Source organism: Bacillus nitratireducens, assembly GCF_001884135.1.
Taxonomy (GTDB): Bacteria; Bacillota; Bacilli; order Bacillales; family Bacillaceae_G; genus Bacillus_A; species Bacillus_A nitratireducens.
Window position 1 is genome coordinate 100,537 of the sequence record NZ_MAOC01000007.1, and the last position, 17,721, is coordinate 118,257.

Sequence of the window (17,721 nt, forward strand, 5' to 3'; positions counted from 1 at the left end):
AATGAGGTTATAATTTACGAGGGTGAAATTCATATCATCTTTATTATTTTTCCTACTCCACAAGAGTTTAATGGAAAAATATTCATGCGATTTCTTTGCATGAATATAAAACTATATGCACTGAAAATGTTTCATAATATATTAACTATGCAATCAGTATATAACTAATTAAATGTTATTTCCCCTTCCCCCTACATCCTATTAACTCTAAGGAATGTTACTACAGTTAGTTAAAAAAATAAAAATGACCTAGTTTCACACTAGGTCATTTTTTATTAACGAGGAATGGATTGCATTACAGATTGTAACGTTACTCTTTCTGCTTCTGTTAATGGAAGAAGCGGTAAACGTACAGAACCTACATCTAATCCCACCATTTGTAACGCTGTTTTCACTGGAGTTGGGCTTGGCGCCATAAATAATGAATCCGTTACTCTTACAAGTAATTGATGTAATTTTTGCGCCTTCTTAAATTCTCCTGCTTGGAACGCTGCAATCATTTCTTGCATTTCGTTTCCAATAACATGAGATGCTACTGAAACGATACCTTTCGCCCCAACTGCCATAGCCGGTAACGTTAAACCGTCATCACCGCTGTATACTGCAAAGTCGTCCGCTGTTTTTTCAATGATTTCTGTCATTGTTAACACATCGCCGCCTGCATCTTTAATCGCAACAATGTTTTCGATTTCTGATAAACGAACAACTGTATCAACGGAGATTTGTACAATAGATCGCCCTGGAACGTTATATAGCATAACCGGAAGTGGCGTGCTTTCAGCAATCGTTTTAAAGTGCTGATACATTCCTTCTTGACTCGGTTTGTTATAATACGGCGCCACTAGCATAACTGCATCAACACCAACTTCTGTTGCCTTTTTAGTTAAGTCAACAGAGGCATGTGTATTATTGCTACCTGTTCCAGCGATTACGGGCACCCTTTTATCGACAACAGTTACGACATGGCGATATAACGCTACTTTTTCTTCTGATGTTAATGTAGGAGATTCACCTGTCGTTCCTCCTACCACAATTGCTGTTGTACCGTTATCAATTAAATAATTTACCAATTTCGTTGTCTTTGCAAAATCGATATTCCCGTTTATATCAAACGGTGTTACCATCGCGGTTGCAATTGTCCCAAAATCTATCATGGTCTCACTCCTTATTGTTCCAGTTGCTTTTCTTTTGAAAGCTCAAACGCACTATGTAATGCATTTACAGCCTCCACTAAATCGGTTTCTTTTACAAGAACCCAAATTGTCGTATGACTATCTGCTGATTGCAGAATTTGAATACCTTTTTCCGCTAAAGCTGTAACGATTTTCGCAGTAACCCCTGGGTATCCTGCCATTCCAGCTCCTACAATAGATACTTTTGCACAATGCTCTGTCACAATTGGCTCATATCCAAGGTTCTTTAATAATTCAACTGCACGACTTGATACATTATCACTCACCGTATAAGCTACTCCAGTAGGTGAAATGTTAATTAAATCGACACTTATTCCTTCATTCGCCATTTCTTTAAACACATGCTGTTGCAAATCATATGCCGTTTCTTTTGCAAGCACTTTAATTTGCGTCACATTTGATACGTGAGCGATACCTGTAACAGGTCGTTCTTCTACATCACGGCCTTTTGTAGCACCATCAGATGCTGAAATAAGCGTACCTTCACTATCAGAATACGTAGAACGTACACGAAGCGGCACTTTTGCATGCATCGCAATTTCAACTGCACGTGGATGAACGACTTTTGCACCTTGATATGCCATGTTACAAATTTCGTTATACGTTACCGTTTGAAGATGACGTGCATCTTTTACAATACGAGGATCCGCAGTCATAACACCTTCTACATCTGTGAAGATATCAATAAATTCAGCATGAAGCGCAACACCTAATGCTGAAGCTGAAGTATCGCTACCTCCGCGTCCAAGTGTTGTCGTATCACCTTTTTTCGTTTGTCCTTGGAATCCTGTAACGACGATTACATCTACATTTTCTAACTCTTCATGTACGCGATCGCAATTCATTTCAATAATCTTAGCATTCGTAAAATCATCATTTGTTACAAAACCAGCTTGTGCACCATTTAACGCTGCTGCTTTTATACCGTTCTCATTTAACATGTTAGAGAAGACGATTGCTGAGATTAATTCTCCGCATGATAATAATAAATCTTGCTCACGATTAGAAATGCGAGATTCCTCTTGATTTACAAGACTTAACAAAGTATCAGTTGCATATGGTTCACCTTTACGGCCCATAGCAGATACGACAATAACTACTTTATAACCAGCAGCTAACGATTTTTTTATATGATGAAGCGCATGCTTACGTCCATTTTCATCGCGTACTGATGTGCCACCAAATTTTTGAACAATTATTTTCATATTTTGCACCTTCTCTTAGCCGTTTACACTAATTGTAATTTTACTAAGCGCTCTGCAATTTGAACAGAATTCCATGCAGCGCCTTTTAATAAGTTATCAGATACGACCCAAAGATGGAATCCTTTATCGTTATTTAAATCTTTACGGATTCTTCCAACGAATACTTCGTTTTTACCTACTGCAGTAGCTGGCATTGGATATAACTGCTCTTCTGGATTATCTTGCAGAACAATACCTTCCGCATTTGCAAGTAAGCTCTTTAATTCTGCTACTGTTACGCCTTCTTTTTCTACTTCGATGTAAACAGACTCAGAATGCCCTGATACAACTGGTAAACGTACACATGTTGCCGCTACTTCTAATTCAGGCATATGCATAATTTTTTTCGTTTCATTAATCATTTTCATTTCTTCAAACGTAAATCCATTATCTTGGAACTTATCAATCTGTGGAATCGCATTAAAAGCAATTTGGTAATGTTTTTTGTCACCTGATACAGGTAAAACATTCGCCTTAACTTCTTCGCCATTTAAGATTGCTTGTGATTGTTCATGAAGTTCTTCAATCGCTGCCGCACCAGCACCTGATACAGCTTGATATGTGGAAACGATTACTCGTTTTAAACCATATTGCTGACGAACTGGCTCAAGAGCTACTACCATTTGAATTGTAGAACAGTTCGGATTTGCAATAATACCATTATGTTCTTTTAAGTCGTTTTCATTTACTTCAGGTACAACAAGTGGCACGTTTTCTGTCATACGGAATGCACTTGTATTATCAACAACAATCGCACCGCGCTTTGCTGCTTCTGGCGCTAATTGTTTCGATACAGATCCACCAGCACTAAATAGTGCGATATCTACTCCTTCAAAACTTTCAGGAGTTGCCTCTTGAACTGTAAATTCTTCGCCTTTAAATACAAGTTTCTTACCTGCAGATCGTTTAGATGAAAGTAACGTTAATTTCCCGATTGGAAATTCTCGTTTCTCTAAAGTATTTAACATTTGTTCACCAACTGCGCCGGTTGCTCCAACTACAGCGACATGAAAAGTTTTTTGCTTTTCCATCACTATGCCCCTTTCTAGATACCAATCCTTCTATAACTTAGAATTAGAAGGAGCATAAAATGCCCCTCCCAATCTTAATAACGTTAATTTTATCATATTCTACAGTAAGAATGATGGTTTCATCAAAAATTGTCCGTTTTTTTTCGTTTTTTAATTCATATATCTGAATTTTTCTACAACAACAGGTTGCAATTGCTTCCCTTGCAATGCTTCTAATACTGTATCTTCAAGTAACTCCATACGAGCTACCATTGAGTTCGGTTTTTTCTCTGGTGCATCTTGGCCGAATGGGACGAAGTAGATGTTTTTTGTAGCCATTAGGCGCATGAGATTAACCCCATTAAGCCCTAAAGCGTCATTCGTCGAAACAGCTAACACAACAGGCTTTCCATTTCTTAGCGTCGCTTTTGCTGCCATTAGTACTGGAGAATCTGTCATTGCATTTGCAAATTTACTCATAGAATTTCCTGTTAGTGGTGCAATCACCATGCAATCTAGTGGAATTTTAGGTCCTAGTGGTTCTGCGCCAACGATTGAATTAATTGCCTTAAAACCTGTTATTTCTTCAATCTTTTTAATCCACTCTTCTCCTTCTCCAAATCTAGTATTTGTTGATTGAACAGTGTAAGAAACAACGGGACGTACTTCTGCTCCCTCAGCAATTAATTTTTCTAAATGAGGCATCACTTCCTCATACGTACAATGTGAACCTGTAAAACCAAATCCTATTCTTTTCCCTTTTAAATTCATTCCCCATTCTCCTTTCTTGCTATTGCACCTTCTGCTAGTAACTGAGAAAGAACGTTCGCTAAAATTTGTCCGGCTGTTTTCGGAGCAACAATACCCGGCAAACCAGGTGCTAACAACGCCTTGACTCCTCTTTTCTCCGCATATCTAAAATCGGTACCGCCTGGTTTCGAAGCTAAATCAATTACTAACGTATGAGCTGGCATTTTTGAAATAACATTCGCTGTCACAACGAGATGCGGAATTGTGTTAATCACAATATCGATATTACCTACTTCTTTTTCTATGTCTTGCATATGAAAAGGAGAAAACATCATTTCTGTAATACGAGCAATATGTTCCGATCGTCTCGCTCCTACTTTGACATGTGCTCCTAATGATTGAAAGGCTCTTGCTACACTCATACCAGTTCTACCAAACCCTAAAACCATTACATTCGATCCATGGATTGTATAATCAGTATGTTGAATAACCATCATTAGTGTACCTTCTACAGTCGGAATAGAGTTATAAATTGCAACATCATCACGATCAAATAATTTTACAAGTTTTCGATTCGTAGTGGATACAAGATTCTCCAAATAAGGTGTTCCGATACCTGAATATATAGTAAAGTGTTCTGGTGTTTTTTCAATTTGCTCTTGCGTAATAGAAACCTTTTCATTTGAAAAAATAGTATCTACTTCTCCTTTGGCATTCGTCCCTGCAACTGGCAAAATAATGGCATCTAAAGCAGCGAAATTTAAATCCTGTATACTTTCTTTTGCTGCCCCAGTGAAGCCATGATCTAGCTGTTCAAACCCTATTAATGAAAGTTTCGCATCTAGTTCAACTAACTTGCGAATTACTTCTAGCTGCCGTGCATCTCCTCCTATGACAGCGATATGCATCTCAGTCAACATTCCCTAATTCACCTTCTTTTTCTTTCATTTATAAGAAAAATGCCTACTTTTTCTTTTTCCTCCACATCATATGTAATGTACGAGTTTGAGGTGATTGAAAAACAAAAAGCACACATGTTTTATCTGCTCTATATAAAAATAAGAAAAAAGACAACCAAAACGGTCATCTTTCATTCTGACTTTGTATGATTTGTAAAATCGCAAATTACCATGTCGTGTCCCACTTTCTTAATTTGGTTCCATTCCACCCTCACTTCTTGTTGTTCTCTTTTAAAGCCTCCCCATTTCCCAAGCGGTATTATAAGAGCTTGTATTCGCCCGTCTCGCTCATTAATTTCTACATCTGCGTGACCTAAAACTCCCATTTTTTCCGCTCTTTCTAAATCCACAATCTCTTTACCACTTAATTCACTTAAACGCATGAAATCTCCCCCTTATCTTTTTATAAAAGCCTCCTATAATAAGTACCTATTCTGCATATATAAAAAAAATAACCGTACCTCATATAAATGAGATACGATTATTCTCGAAAAGGAATGAATCATAAAACCAACTAAAGTTTCATTCCTTTTGGTAATTTTCCATCTGGACTAATAAGTGCCGCAGAGAATTCATCTGTAAACATGTTACGAATTAATTCGTCTACATTTTGTTTTGTTACAGTATTTACACTTTCAATTATTTCATCAAGAGAACGATGTTTACGAAGAAGTAATTCGTTTTTACCGTTACGGCTCATACGACTATTCGTACTTTCTAAACTTAACATTAAGTTTCCTTTTAATTGCTCTTTACTATTAACAAGCTCTTTTTCTGTAATACCTGTATTTTTCAACGTATTTAACGTCTCTTGCATTGTTTCATACAGTGTATCTAATTGTTGGCTACCTGTTCCACCGTAAAGCGTTAACATCCCTGTATCTTCATAAGAAGAGTGATAAGAGAATACTGAGTACGCCAATCCACGTTGCTCACGTACTTCTTGGAATAAACGGCTACTCATACTACCGCCTAAAACATTATTTAATACAATTAAGTTATAAATATCTTCGTGTCCCATTTGCAAGCCTTTATATCCTAAGCATAAATGAGCTTGTTCTGTTTCCTTCTTACGTGATACTTTATTGAAATGGAAAATTGGGCTATGTACTTGTTCACGATTTGTTGTGCCTTCGTAATTACCGAAATATTGCTCTACAATTTGTAAAAATGATTCATCAATATTTCCTGCAATTGATACAACTACATTTTCAGGTGTGTAATGATCTTTTATATATTGACGTAACGTATCACCTGTAAATGTTTCAAGTGTTTCTTCTGTTCCTAAAATAGGATATCCAAGCGGATGCGTTTCATATGTTGCTTTCGTTAACATATCATGTACAATATCATCTGGCGCATCTTCGTACATTTTTATTTCTTCACATACAACATTCTTCTCTTTTTTCAGTTCTTCCTCATCAAATGTTGAATTAAAGAACATGTCTGCTAAAACATCTAACGCGTATTTAGCATGCTCATCTAACACCTTTGCATAGTAACATGTATATTCTTTTGAAGTAAAAGCATTTACTTGTCCGCCAATGCTATCAAATGATTCTGCAATTTCTCGCGCGCTACGTGTTTCTGTCCCTTTAAAGAACATGTGCTCTAAAAAGTGCGAAACCCCATTGTTTTTTTCATTTTCATTTCTTGAACCTGCATGGATCCATATACCAATCGCAACTGAGCGTACAGTTGGAATATTCTCCATAACAATTCTTACACCATTTTTACACGTATATTTTTTAATCAAAAACTTTCCTCCTAATGCCAGTTTCTCTAAATAATTGCTATTATTTAATGATAACAAGTTTAAGGATGAATGTCATGCAAATGTATTTAATCTACACGTTTTTCATCCAGTAATTCTGTTATATTCCCCACTTTATATCCTTGTTCCTTCAAATTTTTAATCATAGTTTCTAATGCTTCCGTTGTAGATGAAGTAGGATGCATTAGCACGATAGCACCTGGATGTATTTTCCGCATTACTCTCTGCAATAGCACGCCTGGTTCTGGTCGCTTCCAATCAATTGTATCTACCGTCCACATAATCGTACCCATTTGAAAATCATCTGCTATCTTTACTACCTCATCCCGAAAACTTCCACTTGGAGGAGCAAACCATCTCACCTTTTGATTCGTAGCTACTTCTATCATTTGATTCGTTTTTTGCAATTGCTCTCGTATTTCCTCCGAAGATAACGTTTTCATATTGGGGTGTGTGTAAGAATGATTTCCTACTTCTTGATTCGCATCTACAATCATCTTTGCAAACCTCAAATTTTCTTTCACCCAACGTCCTTCTAAAAAGAAAGTCGCCTTCACATCATGTTTTTTCAATATCTCTAATATACGAGGCAAATACTCATTGCCCCATGCCACATTAATTGTTAATCCCACCATTTTTTTATTTGGGTGCCCTCGATAAATGGGAGCTGGTGGTAAATCTTTTAGATGGACACTCGGTGATACTTCCTTGAATTTAAGTTGTTGTTGATCAAACTTCTTGAGCGTCTTCATATTATTGTAGGATGCTTCTACATCCACTTGTCTTCCATTATATCCTGGTGTCGCTTTCCAAATCTTATCAATCACCGCATTTTGCGGAACAACCTCATACTGTTTTGCTTGTTTTTGAATTTCTTCATACAAACTATCTTGAGCAAAAACGGAATAAGAGCCTAAACCAACATATAAAGAAAATATTAATATGTATGCAAATATACGAACTTTCATATAAACCCTCCCATTAACTATATAAAAAGAAAACCATTTTCTTCTTATCTTTGTTAATTTGAGCGTTATGATGAAAACTATACCTATACTGACATAAAAATATATGCAAATCATGTTTTTTACATAACAAAAAAAGCCAGTTTAACTGGCTTTTACTTATTGCTGCTCTTGTTTATTTTCTTCTTTCGCAGCTTCTTTTTCTTGCTCTTCTTTTAGCAATACTTTTCTAGATAGGTTCACACGACCTTGCTTGTCAATCTCGATAACTTTAACTGTAATTACATCACCGATTTTCACAACGTCTTCTACTTTACCTACACGCTCAAGTGCCAATTCAGAAATGTGGACTAATCCATCTTTACCGCTGAATAATTCAACGAAAGCACCGAATTTCTCAACACGTTTCACTTTTCCTTCGTAGATTTCACCTACTTGTACTTCACGAACGATATCTTCGATAATTTTCTTAGCTTTGTCATTCATTTCTTGATTTATTGAAGAAATGAATACTGTACCATCTTGCTCGATATCAATTTTAACGCCAGTTTCTTCAATAATTTTATTGATTTGTTTACCGCTCGGCCCAATAACGTCACGGATTTTATCTGGGTTAATTGTCATTGTAATGATCTTTGGAGCATACGCTGATAATTCAGTACGTGGCTCTGCAATAACAGATAACATATGATTTAGAATGTGCACACGACCAACTTTCGCCTGTTGTAATGCCTCTTCTAAAATTTCACGAGATAGACCATCGATTTTAATGTCCATTTGCAGTGCAGTTACACCTTTTGCTGTACCTGCTACTTTAAAGTCCATATCACCTAAATGATCTTCCATACCTTGAATATCAGATAAAATTGTGTAATGCTCACCAGTTTTAACTAGACCCATTGCAATACCTGCAACTGGTGCTTTAAGTGGAACACCAGCATCCATCATTGCTAAAGTACTACCACAAATACTTGCTTGTGAAGTAGAACCATTTGATTCTAAAACTTCAGATACAAGACGTACTGTATATGGGAAATCTTTTTCAGATGGAATTACAGGCTCAAGAGCACGTTCTCCTAGTGCACCGTGACCAATTTCACGACGCCCTGGTCCACGCATCGGTCTTGTTTCACCAACACTAAATGATGGGAAATTGTAATGGTGCATAAAGCGTTTTGATTCTTCTACACCAAGACCATCTAAAATTTGTACATCGCCTAATGCACCTAATGTACAAATACTTAGTGCTTGTGTTTGTCCACGTGTGAATAAACCAGAACCGTGTGTACGAGATAAAATACCAACCTCTGATGCTAATGGACGGATTTCGTCACCTTTACGGCCATCTGGGCGGATTTTTTCAACTGTAATAAGACGACGTACTTCTTCTTTTACAATTTTATATAAAATCTCACTTACTTGTCCTAATGTGTCAGCGTCAGCTTCCTGCGCTTCGTAATGTTCAATTACACGCTTTTTCACTTCGTTAATTGCATCTTCACGTGCATGCTTTTCATGTACTTGAATCGCTGAATGCATATCTTTCTCAGCCATTTCACGTACAGCTTGATTAAGATCAGCGTCAACTTCATAAAGTTTTACTGCTAATTTCTCTTTACCTACAGCTTGTACAATCTCTTCTTGGAATGCAATTAGACGTTTAATTTCGTCATGACCAAACATAATCGCTTCTAACATTGTTTCTTCAGGTACTTGATCTGCTCCTGCTTCAACCATGTTAATTGCATCTTTCGTACCAGCTACAACTAGGTGAATATCACTTTGTTCTTGCTGTTCTACTGTTGGATTAATAACGAACTCGCCATTAATACGACCAACTGTTGCACCAGCGATTGGGCCTTCAAATGGAATATCTGAAATCGATAACGCTAATGAAGAACCAAACATAGCTGCCATTTCAGAAGAACAATCTTGATCAACACTCATTACAATGCTGACAACTTGTACTTCGTTACGGAAACCATCTGCGAAAAGTGGACGAATTGGACGGTCGATTAAACGACTTGCCAAAATTGCTTTTTCACTTGGACGGCCTTCACGCTTAATAAAGCCGCCTGGAATTTTTCCGACTGCATATAAACGCTCTTCATAGTTTACTGTAAGTGGGAAGAAATCTACATTTTTTGGCTCTTTTGATGCAGTTGCTGTAGATAGAACTGCTGTGTCGCCATATCTTACTAATACTGCTCCGTTCGCTTGTTTTGCAAGCTGACTTGTTTCAATTGTTAGCTGACGACCAGCTAAATCTATCGAGAAGACTTGCTTTTCCTGACTCATTTAAGTACCCCTCTCAATTTAAAATATTCAATTCTTCTATGTAAATGGATAGTATATCACAATATTCTTTCCTCTAGTATTGCCGAAAATTTAATAAGCTATAAAGAGTAGAAGATATATTTTTACCTAACAAAAAAGCGGGAATATTCCCGCTTCTTTGACTATCGACGTAAGCCAAGCTTTGTGATTAATTCACGGTAACGTGTGATATCGCTATTACGAAGGTAAGTAAGTAAGTTACGACGTTTACCAACCATCTTTAATAGACCACGACGTGAATGATGATCCTTCTTGTGAGTACGTAAGTGCTCGTTTAGAGTGTTAATTTGCTCCGTTAGGACAGCAATTTGAACCTCTGGAGAACCAGTATCAGTCTCATGAGTTCTAAATTGTGCAATGATTTCATTTTTACGCTCTTGTGTTAAAGCCATCCTATTTCACCTCCTATTAATTAAACCCCCAGTTACCTAGCAAGCGTCGGTGAGTCGCAATGCCAAGCAATGGTTGTCATAAAGTACATAACATAGAATACTACTTTTCATTTGAAAAAGCAAGTATATTCTTTGCGCTTGAAAAATATTCTTGGGCGATTTTCTTATCTTTCGCGATTTGTGCGACTAACTCATCAATACCATTAAACTTTTTTTCTTCTCTTATACGCATATGCCACTCCACCGTGACACTTTGATCGTATATATCTTTATTAAATTCAAATAGATGTACTTCAATAGATAATTGGCGCTCATTCTCTTTAAAAGTTGGTTTATATCCAATATTACATACGCCATCGTGCCATTCATCGTGAACTTTCAATCTCACTGCATATACACCTACAGGTGGGAGTAGATATTCATCACTTAAACCTACATTTGCAGTTGGAAAGCCAATTTGGCGTCCACGCTTATCACCGTGCACAACTGTTCCTTCTACCGTATAAGCTCTCCCTAAAATAGATGGAATCTGCTCCATTTCTCCATTTCGAATTAACTTTCGTAATGAAGTAGAACTTACTTTTTCTTCTTGATATTCAACTTTTTCGATCACGGTCTGTGTAAACTCCCCTCTTGCATGAAATGGTAAAGTCTCCATCTTCCCTTTCCCTAAACGTCCATATGAATAATCAAATCCTGCTACTACATGCTTTACGTTTAAATCAATAATATAATCATCTACAAATTGTTGTGGTAATAATCCTGCAAATGATTCATCAAATTTAATAACATATAATATATCGATTCCTAAACTTTCGACTATTTTTTCTTTATCACGCATTGGTGTAATATACTCCACATGCGCTTCCTTTTTCCCTAAAACAACAGATGGATGAGGATAAAATGTCATAACTGCACTTTTATATCCCCGTTCATCCGCTATTTGCTTCGCAGTTCGAATCACACATTGATGTCCTAAATGAATGCCATCAAAAAATCCTAATGCCATTACAGTAGGTGGTAATTCTAATTTATTTTGTTCATGTGGATGAGTTAAATGAATAAGTTTCACGCTTGAATTCACCTTTTTCTGTAATAATCCTTCCGATAATTCATTATAGCTTTAGTTCTTGATTATTCACAAGTACTTTCATTGGCTTTAGCATACCAGGGTGTTTTGGGTGGTGCTCATAAATCGCTAAGCAACAATCATTTTTATCAAATACTGTAATAAATGGTGCTGTTATTTCTAATTCATTCTTTAAGAACATACCATTTTTTATTTTTTCTGCTTGCTTTTCATCTACAACCATTTTCGGAAACTTACTTAACGCTTCGTCAATTGAAATGAAGATAGACTCTACTGTTCCATTTTGCACGTTTTCTTCAATTTCTTCAAATGATATGCAATCTTTTAGTAAAAATTCACCAGATGCTGTTCTTACAAGATGGGACATGTGTGATGGAAAACCAAGTTTTTCACCAATCATTACTGCTAGCGTTCTTACATATGTTCCTTTACTACACGTTACACGGAAACGGAATGAAATGTTTTCCCCTTCAAAAACTTCACGTTCATCAAGTAATACAAATTCGTGAATTGTAATTGTACGAACTGGACGTTCAACCTCTTGACCTGCTCTAGCATATTCGTATAGTTTTTTCCCGTTTACTTTTACAGCTGAAAACATCGGTGGCATTTGTTCAATTGTTCCTGTTAACTTTGCAAGAACATCTTCTACTTCTTTTCGTGTAATAACACGATCTACATTTTTCGTTTCTACAACTTCACCCGAAGCATCTTCAGTCGTCGTAGAAAATCCTAATGTTACTTCACCTTCATACGTTTTCGTCTCACTTGTTAAAAATTGTGCAATTTTCGTTGCTTTACCAACACAAATCGGTAATACGCCCGTTACATCTGGATCTAATGTTCCCGTATGACCAATTCGTTTCTCACGTAAAATCTTCCTTAATTTAAATACACAATCATGTGACGTCATGCCTTTCGGCTTATGTAATAATACTACACCTTCCATATATGTTCACCTCATCATAATTCTTTCATAATAAATATCCAAAACTTATTTTGCATTGAAAAAATGGATAGACATATGTCTATCCATTATTCTTCACGTTTACCTTCTTTATTAATTTCATGTAAAAGTGTATCAATTCGATGACCATATCCGATAGACTCATCAAATTCAAAAGAAATTTCCGGTGTTTTACGAAGACGAATACGTTGGCCAATTTCTGAACGAATGAAGCCTTTTGCCTTCGCTAAACCTTTTAATGTACTTTCTTTCTGTTCTTCATCACCTAAAACAGAAATATATACTGTAGCAATTTGTAAATCTCCACTCACTTGTACATCTGTTACTGTAACAAATCCGACACGTGGATCTTTAATTTTACGACTGATGATGTCGCCTAATTCTTTTTTCATTTGCTCGCCTACACGGTTTGCACGTAATTTCATAATTCTTCACCTCATTCAGTACCATTCCAATTGTGTTATCGTACGTTCAATTTCAGGAAATGAATCGATGTACTCGAGTACACGATTCATTTCTTTTTCACAGATAACACGATTTGAGGATACGGAAACAATTGCAATTTCTGTACGTTGCCATACATCTTGATGCCCTACTTCTGAAACAGCTACGTTATAACGCTGCTTCACACGAGTTAGCACCCTTTGCAAAATTGCTCGTTTCTCTTTTAAAGAATGCACATCGTAAATCATACACTCGAATGAGAGTGAAGCGATAATCATCGCTTCACTTCTTCCATAATGTACGCTTCAATGATGTCCCCTTCTTTAAGATCATTATATCTCTCAATTGTAATACCACACTCATAGTTTTGTGCAACTTCTTTTACGTCGTCTTTGAAACGTTTTAACGTATCAAGTTGTCCTTCGAAGACTACTACGCCATCACGGATAATACGAACGCCACTATCACGTGTAATTTTACCGTCGATTACGTAACAACCTGCGATTGTTCCAACTTTTGTTACTTTGAACGTTTGACGTACTTCCGCTTGACCGATTACTTTTTCTTCGAATTCTGGATCCAGCATACCTTGCATTGCTGATTCGATTTCTTCGATTACTTTATAGATAATACGGTGTAAACGAACATCAACGTTCTCTAATTCAGCTGTACGCTTCGCATTCACATCAGGGCGTACGTTAAATCCAATTATAATTGCATTAGATGCAGAAGCTAAAATAACATCAGATTCTGTAATCGCACCTACGCCTGTATGGATAATTTTCACTTTTACGCCTTCAACATCAATTTTACGAAGTGATGCTGCCATTGCTTCAACAGAACCTTGTACGTCTGCTTTCACAATTAAGTTAATTTCTTTTACATCGCCCTCTTGGATTTGTTGGAATAAATCTTCAAGGCTTAATTTAGATTTCTCACCACGTTGAGCAAGTAACGCTTCTTGTGCACGTGATTCACCGATTTGACGAGCTTTCTTCTCATCAGCGAATGCCATGAAACGATCTCCCGCTTGTGGTACTTCATTTAAACCTGTAATTTCAACAGGAGTTGATGGACCAGCAACTTTTACACGACGACCAATATCACTTACCATCGCACGAACACGACCGAATGATGTTCCAACAACAATTGGATCTCCAACTCGAAGTGTACCGTTTTGAACAAGTAATGTCGCGATAGTTCCTTTACCTTTATCAAGCTGCGCTTCAATTACAGTACCAGCTGCATAGCGATTTGGATTTGCTTTATATTCTTCTACTTCACTCACAAGAAGAATCATTTCTAGCAAGTTGTCAATTCCCTCGCCTTGAATTGCAGAAATTGGTACGAAAATTGTGTCTCCGCCCCAAGCTTCTGGAACTAATTCATATTCTGTTAATTCTTGCATTACACGATCAGGATTTGCCGCTGGTTTATCCATTTTATTCACAGCAACAATAATTGGTACTCCAGCTGCTTTCGCATGGCTAATTGCTTCAACTGTTTGTGGCATAACACCGTCATCAGCTGCAACAACAAGAATTGTAATATCTGTTACTTGTGCACCACGAGCACGCATTGTTGTAAATGCCGCGTGACCTGGTGTATCTAAGAACGTAATTTTCTTATCATTTACATCAACTTGGTATGCACCGATATGCTGAGTAATTCCACCAGCTTCGCCAGCAGTTACTTTTGAATTACGGATAGAGTCAAGCAATGTTGTTTTACCATGGTCAACGTGTCCCATAATTGTAACAACAGCTGGACGTTCTTGTAAGTTTTCTTCATCATCTTGCTCATCGATGAATGTTTCAAATTCAGTTTCACTTACAACTACTTCTTCTTCTACTTCAATACCGTAATCAGTAGCAATTAACTCAATTGTATCTTTATCTAAGTCTTGGTTAATTGTCGCCATAATTCCTAGCATGAAGAGCTTTTTAATAATTTCAGATGGCTCTTTGCTTAACTTCTTAGCAAGGTCACCTACTGTAAGGCTTCCAGAGAAAGTGATTTTATCTGGTGTTTCTACTATTTGTGTTTGTTGTCTTCCAGCAAAGTTATCTTGACGTTTGTCTTCATTTCCTTTGCCTTTTTTCTTCTTCTTATTATTACTGTTCTTTTTACTGCGAACAACTTTCTCTTCTACTTCAAACTCATCTGCAACAGAAGGTTTTTCTGCTCCAGTGTTATATTGATTATCTAATTTGTTTACTACTTCATCTTCTAACATTGTCATATGATTCGAAACCTCGATATTCATCTCTTTTAGTTTTGTCATAAGATCTTTACTTGAGATATTATTTTTTTTTGCATATTCATGTACTCGAATTTTACTCATACCTTCACCCCCGGTAATTTGTATCGAGCATGCTACGTAGCTTTTTCGCAAAGCCTTCATCTAACACAGCTACAACGACTCGCTCGTCTCTCCCAATCGCATGCCCTAATTGTTGTCGATTTTCGACTTTTCTCATTGGTATGTTGTAGTACGTGGTTTTATCAATGATACGTTTTGTAGTGTTCGCTGACGCATCTTCAGAAAGCAATACTAGCTTTGCTTTGCCACTTCGTACTTCTTTTAAAACGAGTTCTTCACCCGAAATAATTTTTCGAGCGCGGTTTGCTAGTCCTAAAAACGATTTCCAATCGGACACTTACTTCGACTCCTTCTCAACAAGCTCAAGAAGCTCTTCGTACAGAGAACTGTCGATTTTCGCTTTTAGATGATGTTCCAAAATATTTTTCTTTTGGGCTTGAATAATGCATTCTTTATCTTTTGACAAATATGCACCTCGTCCTGATTTTTTTCCTGATAAATCAATAGACACTTCGCCCTCTTTGGAACGAACAATGCGAACGAGCTCTCGTTTTGATTTCATCTCTTGCGTTGCAATACATTTTCGTAACGGAACTTTTCGATTGCTCATACTCATCACCTCTATTCGATTTCGTCTTCAACTGAATCGAATCCGAATGCGATTACGCTATCTTCTTCTGTTACAATACCAAGTTGTTTCGCATCAGACTCACTTTTAATATCAATTTTCCAGCCTGTTAATTTAGCTGCAAGACGTGCATTTTGTCCACGCTTACCAATTGCTAATGAAAGCTGGTGGTCTGGAACAACAACAGTTGTTGCTTTTTCTTCTTCATCTACAAGTACTTTAACAACTTGTGATGGACTTAAAGCATTTGCAACATATTCAACTGGATCATTTGACCAGCGAACGATGTCAATTTTTTCACCTTTTAGTTCATCTACAATGCGTTGTACACGTTGTCCTTTCGGTCCTACACAAGAACCTACTGGATCAACATCGATATTCTCTGCATACACAGAAATTTTCGAACGATCGCCTGCTTCACGCGCTACAGAGCGAATTTCTACAGTTCCATCATAAATTTCTGGAACTTCCATTTCGAATAAACGTTTTAAAAGACCAGGATGTGTACGTGATACGTAAATTTGTGGTCCTTTCGTTGTTTTTTCTACTTTTGTAATAAATACGCGAATACGATCATGTGGTTTATATTGCTCATTTGGCATTTGCTCACTTACAGGTAATAAAGCTTCTACTTTCCCTAAGCTTACATAGATGAAACGAGCATCTTGGCGCTGTACAATACCAACCATAATGTCTTCTTCACGATCACTAAATTCTGAATAAATAACACCACGTTCCGCCTCACGAACTCGTTGTGTTACAACTTGTTTTGCAGTTTGTGCTGCAATACGACCAAAATCTTTTGGCGTTACTTCAATTTCTAGTACGTCGCCATCTTGGTAGTTTGGATTAATTTGTCTTGCCTCTTCTACAGAGATTTCAAGACGTGGATCAAACACATTATCAACAACGTCTTTACGTGCTAAAACTTGAATTGTTCCCACTTCTGGGTTAAAGCTCACACGAACGTTTTGTGCTTGGTTAAAATTGCGTTTATAAGCAGAGATTAATGCTGCTTCAATTGCATCAATAATAATATCTTTGCTAATACCTTTTTCTGACTCTAAAACGAGCAAAGCATCTAACAACTCAGTGCTCATGAAGATCCCCCTTCTTACTAAAACGTAACAGCAAGTCGCGCATTGGCAACTTTATCCATTGGAATTTGGATTTCTTTTTTACGTGTTTTAATTGTTAATAGTAGTGTAATTGTAGTACCGTCGTAGGAAAGTAGCTTTCCTTCAAACATTTTTTCACCATCAATCGGCTCATATGTTTTAATTGCCACTTGTTTCCCTACCGCTTGCTGGAAGTCTTTCTCTTTCTTTAATGGGCGTTCCGCTCCAGGAGATGATACATCCAAAAAGTAAAGATGAGGAATTGGGTCCTCTTTATCTAAAGCTTCGCTTAAACGTTCACTTACCGCACCGCATTCTTCAATGTCGACTCCCTTTTCAGAATCGATGAATACGCGTAAGAACCAGTCTTGTCCTTCTTGCACATACTCTACATCTACAAGTTCAAGATTTAACTCCTCAACGATCGGCTGCGCAAATGCTTCTACAACTTCTGTGACTTTCTTATCCATAAACAGCCTCCTTCCTGCCGTCATGTACCATTTACAAGAAAAGATCCCGTTCATTCA

General features: G+C 37.1%; 19 protein-coding genes. All 19 read right to left on the reverse strand.

Going from position 1 to position 17,721, the window contains the following annotated elements:
- Positions 1–275: 275 nt before the first annotated feature.
- The 19 genes from dapA to rimP all read right to left on the reverse strand — a co-directional run bounded on the left by dapA (position 276) and on the right by rimP (position 17,664).
- Complete coding sequence (dapA, locus tag BAU23_RS01925; RefSeq protein WP_016130137.1) at positions 276–1,154, reverse strand: 4-hydroxy-tetrahydrodipicolinate synthase; 879 nt, start codon at positions 1,152–1,154, stop codon at positions 276–278.
- An 11-nt stretch (positions 1,155–1,165) separates the two neighbouring features.
- Positions 1,166–2,398 (reverse strand): aspartate kinase, encoded by a 1,233-nt coding sequence (gene dapG / locus BAU23_RS01930; protein ID WP_000692462.1) that lies wholly within the window; start codon positions 2,396–2,398, stop codon positions 1,166–1,168.
- A gap of 23 nt (positions 2,399–2,421) precedes the next feature.
- Positions 2,422–3,468: an aspartate-semialdehyde dehydrogenase gene (asd, locus tag BAU23_RS01935; RefSeq protein WP_000414857.1), complete on the reverse strand. Its 1,047-nt coding sequence runs from the start codon at positions 3,466–3,468 to the stop codon at positions 2,422–2,424.
- A gap of 150 nt (positions 3,469–3,618) precedes the next feature.
- Positions 3,619–4,218 carry a dipicolinate synthase subunit B gene (gene dpaB, locus BAU23_RS01940; RefSeq protein ID WP_001049482.1) on the reverse strand — a complete coding sequence of 200 codons (600 nt, stop codon included), beginning with the start codon at positions 4,216–4,218 and terminating at the stop codon, positions 3,619–3,621.
- Complete coding sequence (dpaA, locus tag BAU23_RS01945) at positions 4,215–5,117, reverse strand: dipicolinic acid synthetase subunit A (protein ID WP_016130177.1); 903 nt, start codon at positions 5,115–5,117, stop codon at positions 4,215–4,217. Before dpaA ends, dpaB begins: the two co-directional genes overlap by 4 nt.
- A 170-nt stretch (positions 5,118–5,287) precedes the next feature.
- Positions 5,288–5,539 (reverse strand): YlmC/YmxH family sporulation protein, encoded by a 252-nt coding sequence (locus BAU23_RS01950; RefSeq protein ID WP_001239742.1) that lies wholly within the window; start codon positions 5,537–5,539, stop codon positions 5,288–5,290.
- 131 nt (positions 5,540–5,670) lie between these two features.
- A complete protein-coding gene (locus tag BAU23_RS01955) occupies positions 5,671–6,912 on the reverse strand; it encodes a M16 family metallopeptidase (RefSeq protein ID WP_000593008.1) in 1,242 nt (413 codons plus the stop codon).
- 86 nt (positions 6,913–6,998) lie between these two features.
- Positions 6,999–7,898, reverse strand: a complete 900-nt coding sequence (locus BAU23_RS01960; RefSeq protein WP_000868215.1) for a polysaccharide deacetylase family protein — start codon at positions 7,896–7,898, stop codon at positions 6,999–7,001.
- Positions 7,899–8,054: 156 nt separating this feature from the next.
- The gene (gene pnp / locus BAU23_RS01965; RefSeq protein ID WP_000076732.1) at positions 8,055–10,193 is read right to left on the reverse strand and encodes a polyribonucleotide nucleotidyltransferase; all 2,139 of its coding nucleotides are present in this window, start codon (positions 10,191–10,193) and stop codon (positions 8,055–8,057) included.
- 161 nt (positions 10,194–10,354) lie between these two features.
- Positions 10,355–10,624: a 30S ribosomal protein S15 gene (gene rpsO, locus BAU23_RS01970; protein WP_001229392.1), complete on the reverse strand. Its 270-nt coding sequence runs from the start codon at positions 10,622–10,624 to the stop codon at positions 10,355–10,357.
- A gap of 100 nt (positions 10,625–10,724) precedes the next feature.
- Positions 10,725–11,696, reverse strand: a complete 972-nt coding sequence (ribF, locus tag BAU23_RS01975; RefSeq protein ID WP_000766725.1) for a bifunctional riboflavin kinase/FAD synthetase — start codon at positions 11,694–11,696, stop codon at positions 10,725–10,727.
- A gap of 43 nt (positions 11,697–11,739) precedes the next feature.
- Positions 11,740–12,663 carry a tRNA pseudouridine(55) synthase TruB gene (truB, locus tag BAU23_RS01980; protein ID WP_016130179.1) on the reverse strand — a complete coding sequence of 308 codons (924 nt, stop codon included), beginning with the start codon at positions 12,661–12,663 and terminating at the stop codon, positions 11,740–11,742.
- 86 nt (positions 12,664–12,749) lie between these two features.
- Entirely contained in the window at positions 12,750–13,106 is a 357-nt protein-coding gene (gene rbfA / locus BAU23_RS01985; RefSeq protein WP_000776443.1) for a 30S ribosome-binding factor RbfA, read from the reverse strand.
- 15 nt (positions 13,107–13,121) lie between these two features.
- Positions 13,122–13,403, reverse strand: a complete 282-nt coding sequence (locus tag BAU23_RS01990) for a DUF503 domain-containing protein (RefSeq protein ID WP_000582364.1) — start codon at positions 13,401–13,403, stop codon at positions 13,122–13,124.
- On the reverse strand, positions 13,400–15,469 hold the full coding sequence (gene infB / locus BAU23_RS01995) for a translation initiation factor IF-2 (RefSeq protein ID WP_000036350.1): 2,070 nt from the start codon (positions 15,467–15,469) through the stop codon (positions 13,400–13,402). The genes BAU23_RS01990 and infB overlap by 4 nt, the downstream gene beginning before the upstream one ends.
- 4 nt (positions 15,470–15,473) lie before the next feature.
- Positions 15,474–15,785, reverse strand: coding sequence for a YlxQ family RNA-binding protein (locus BAU23_RS02000; protein ID WP_001286519.1), 312 nt, complete (start codon positions 15,783–15,785; stop codon positions 15,474–15,476).
- On the reverse strand, positions 15,786–16,058 hold the full coding sequence (rnpM, locus tag BAU23_RS02005) for an RNase P modulator RnpM (protein WP_000071123.1): 273 nt from the start codon (positions 16,056–16,058) through the stop codon (positions 15,786–15,788).
- A gap of 11 nt (positions 16,059–16,069) precedes the next feature.
- Positions 16,070–17,176 (reverse strand): transcription termination factor NusA, encoded by a 1,107-nt coding sequence (gene nusA, locus BAU23_RS02010; protein ID WP_000102601.1) that lies wholly within the window; start codon positions 17,174–17,176, stop codon positions 16,070–16,072.
- Positions 17,177–17,193: 17 nt separating this feature from the next.
- Positions 17,194–17,664: a ribosome maturation factor RimP gene (rimP, locus tag BAU23_RS02015; RefSeq protein WP_000359098.1), complete on the reverse strand. Its 471-nt coding sequence runs from the start codon at positions 17,662–17,664 to the stop codon at positions 17,194–17,196.
- Positions 17,665–17,721 lie beyond the last annotated feature (57 nt).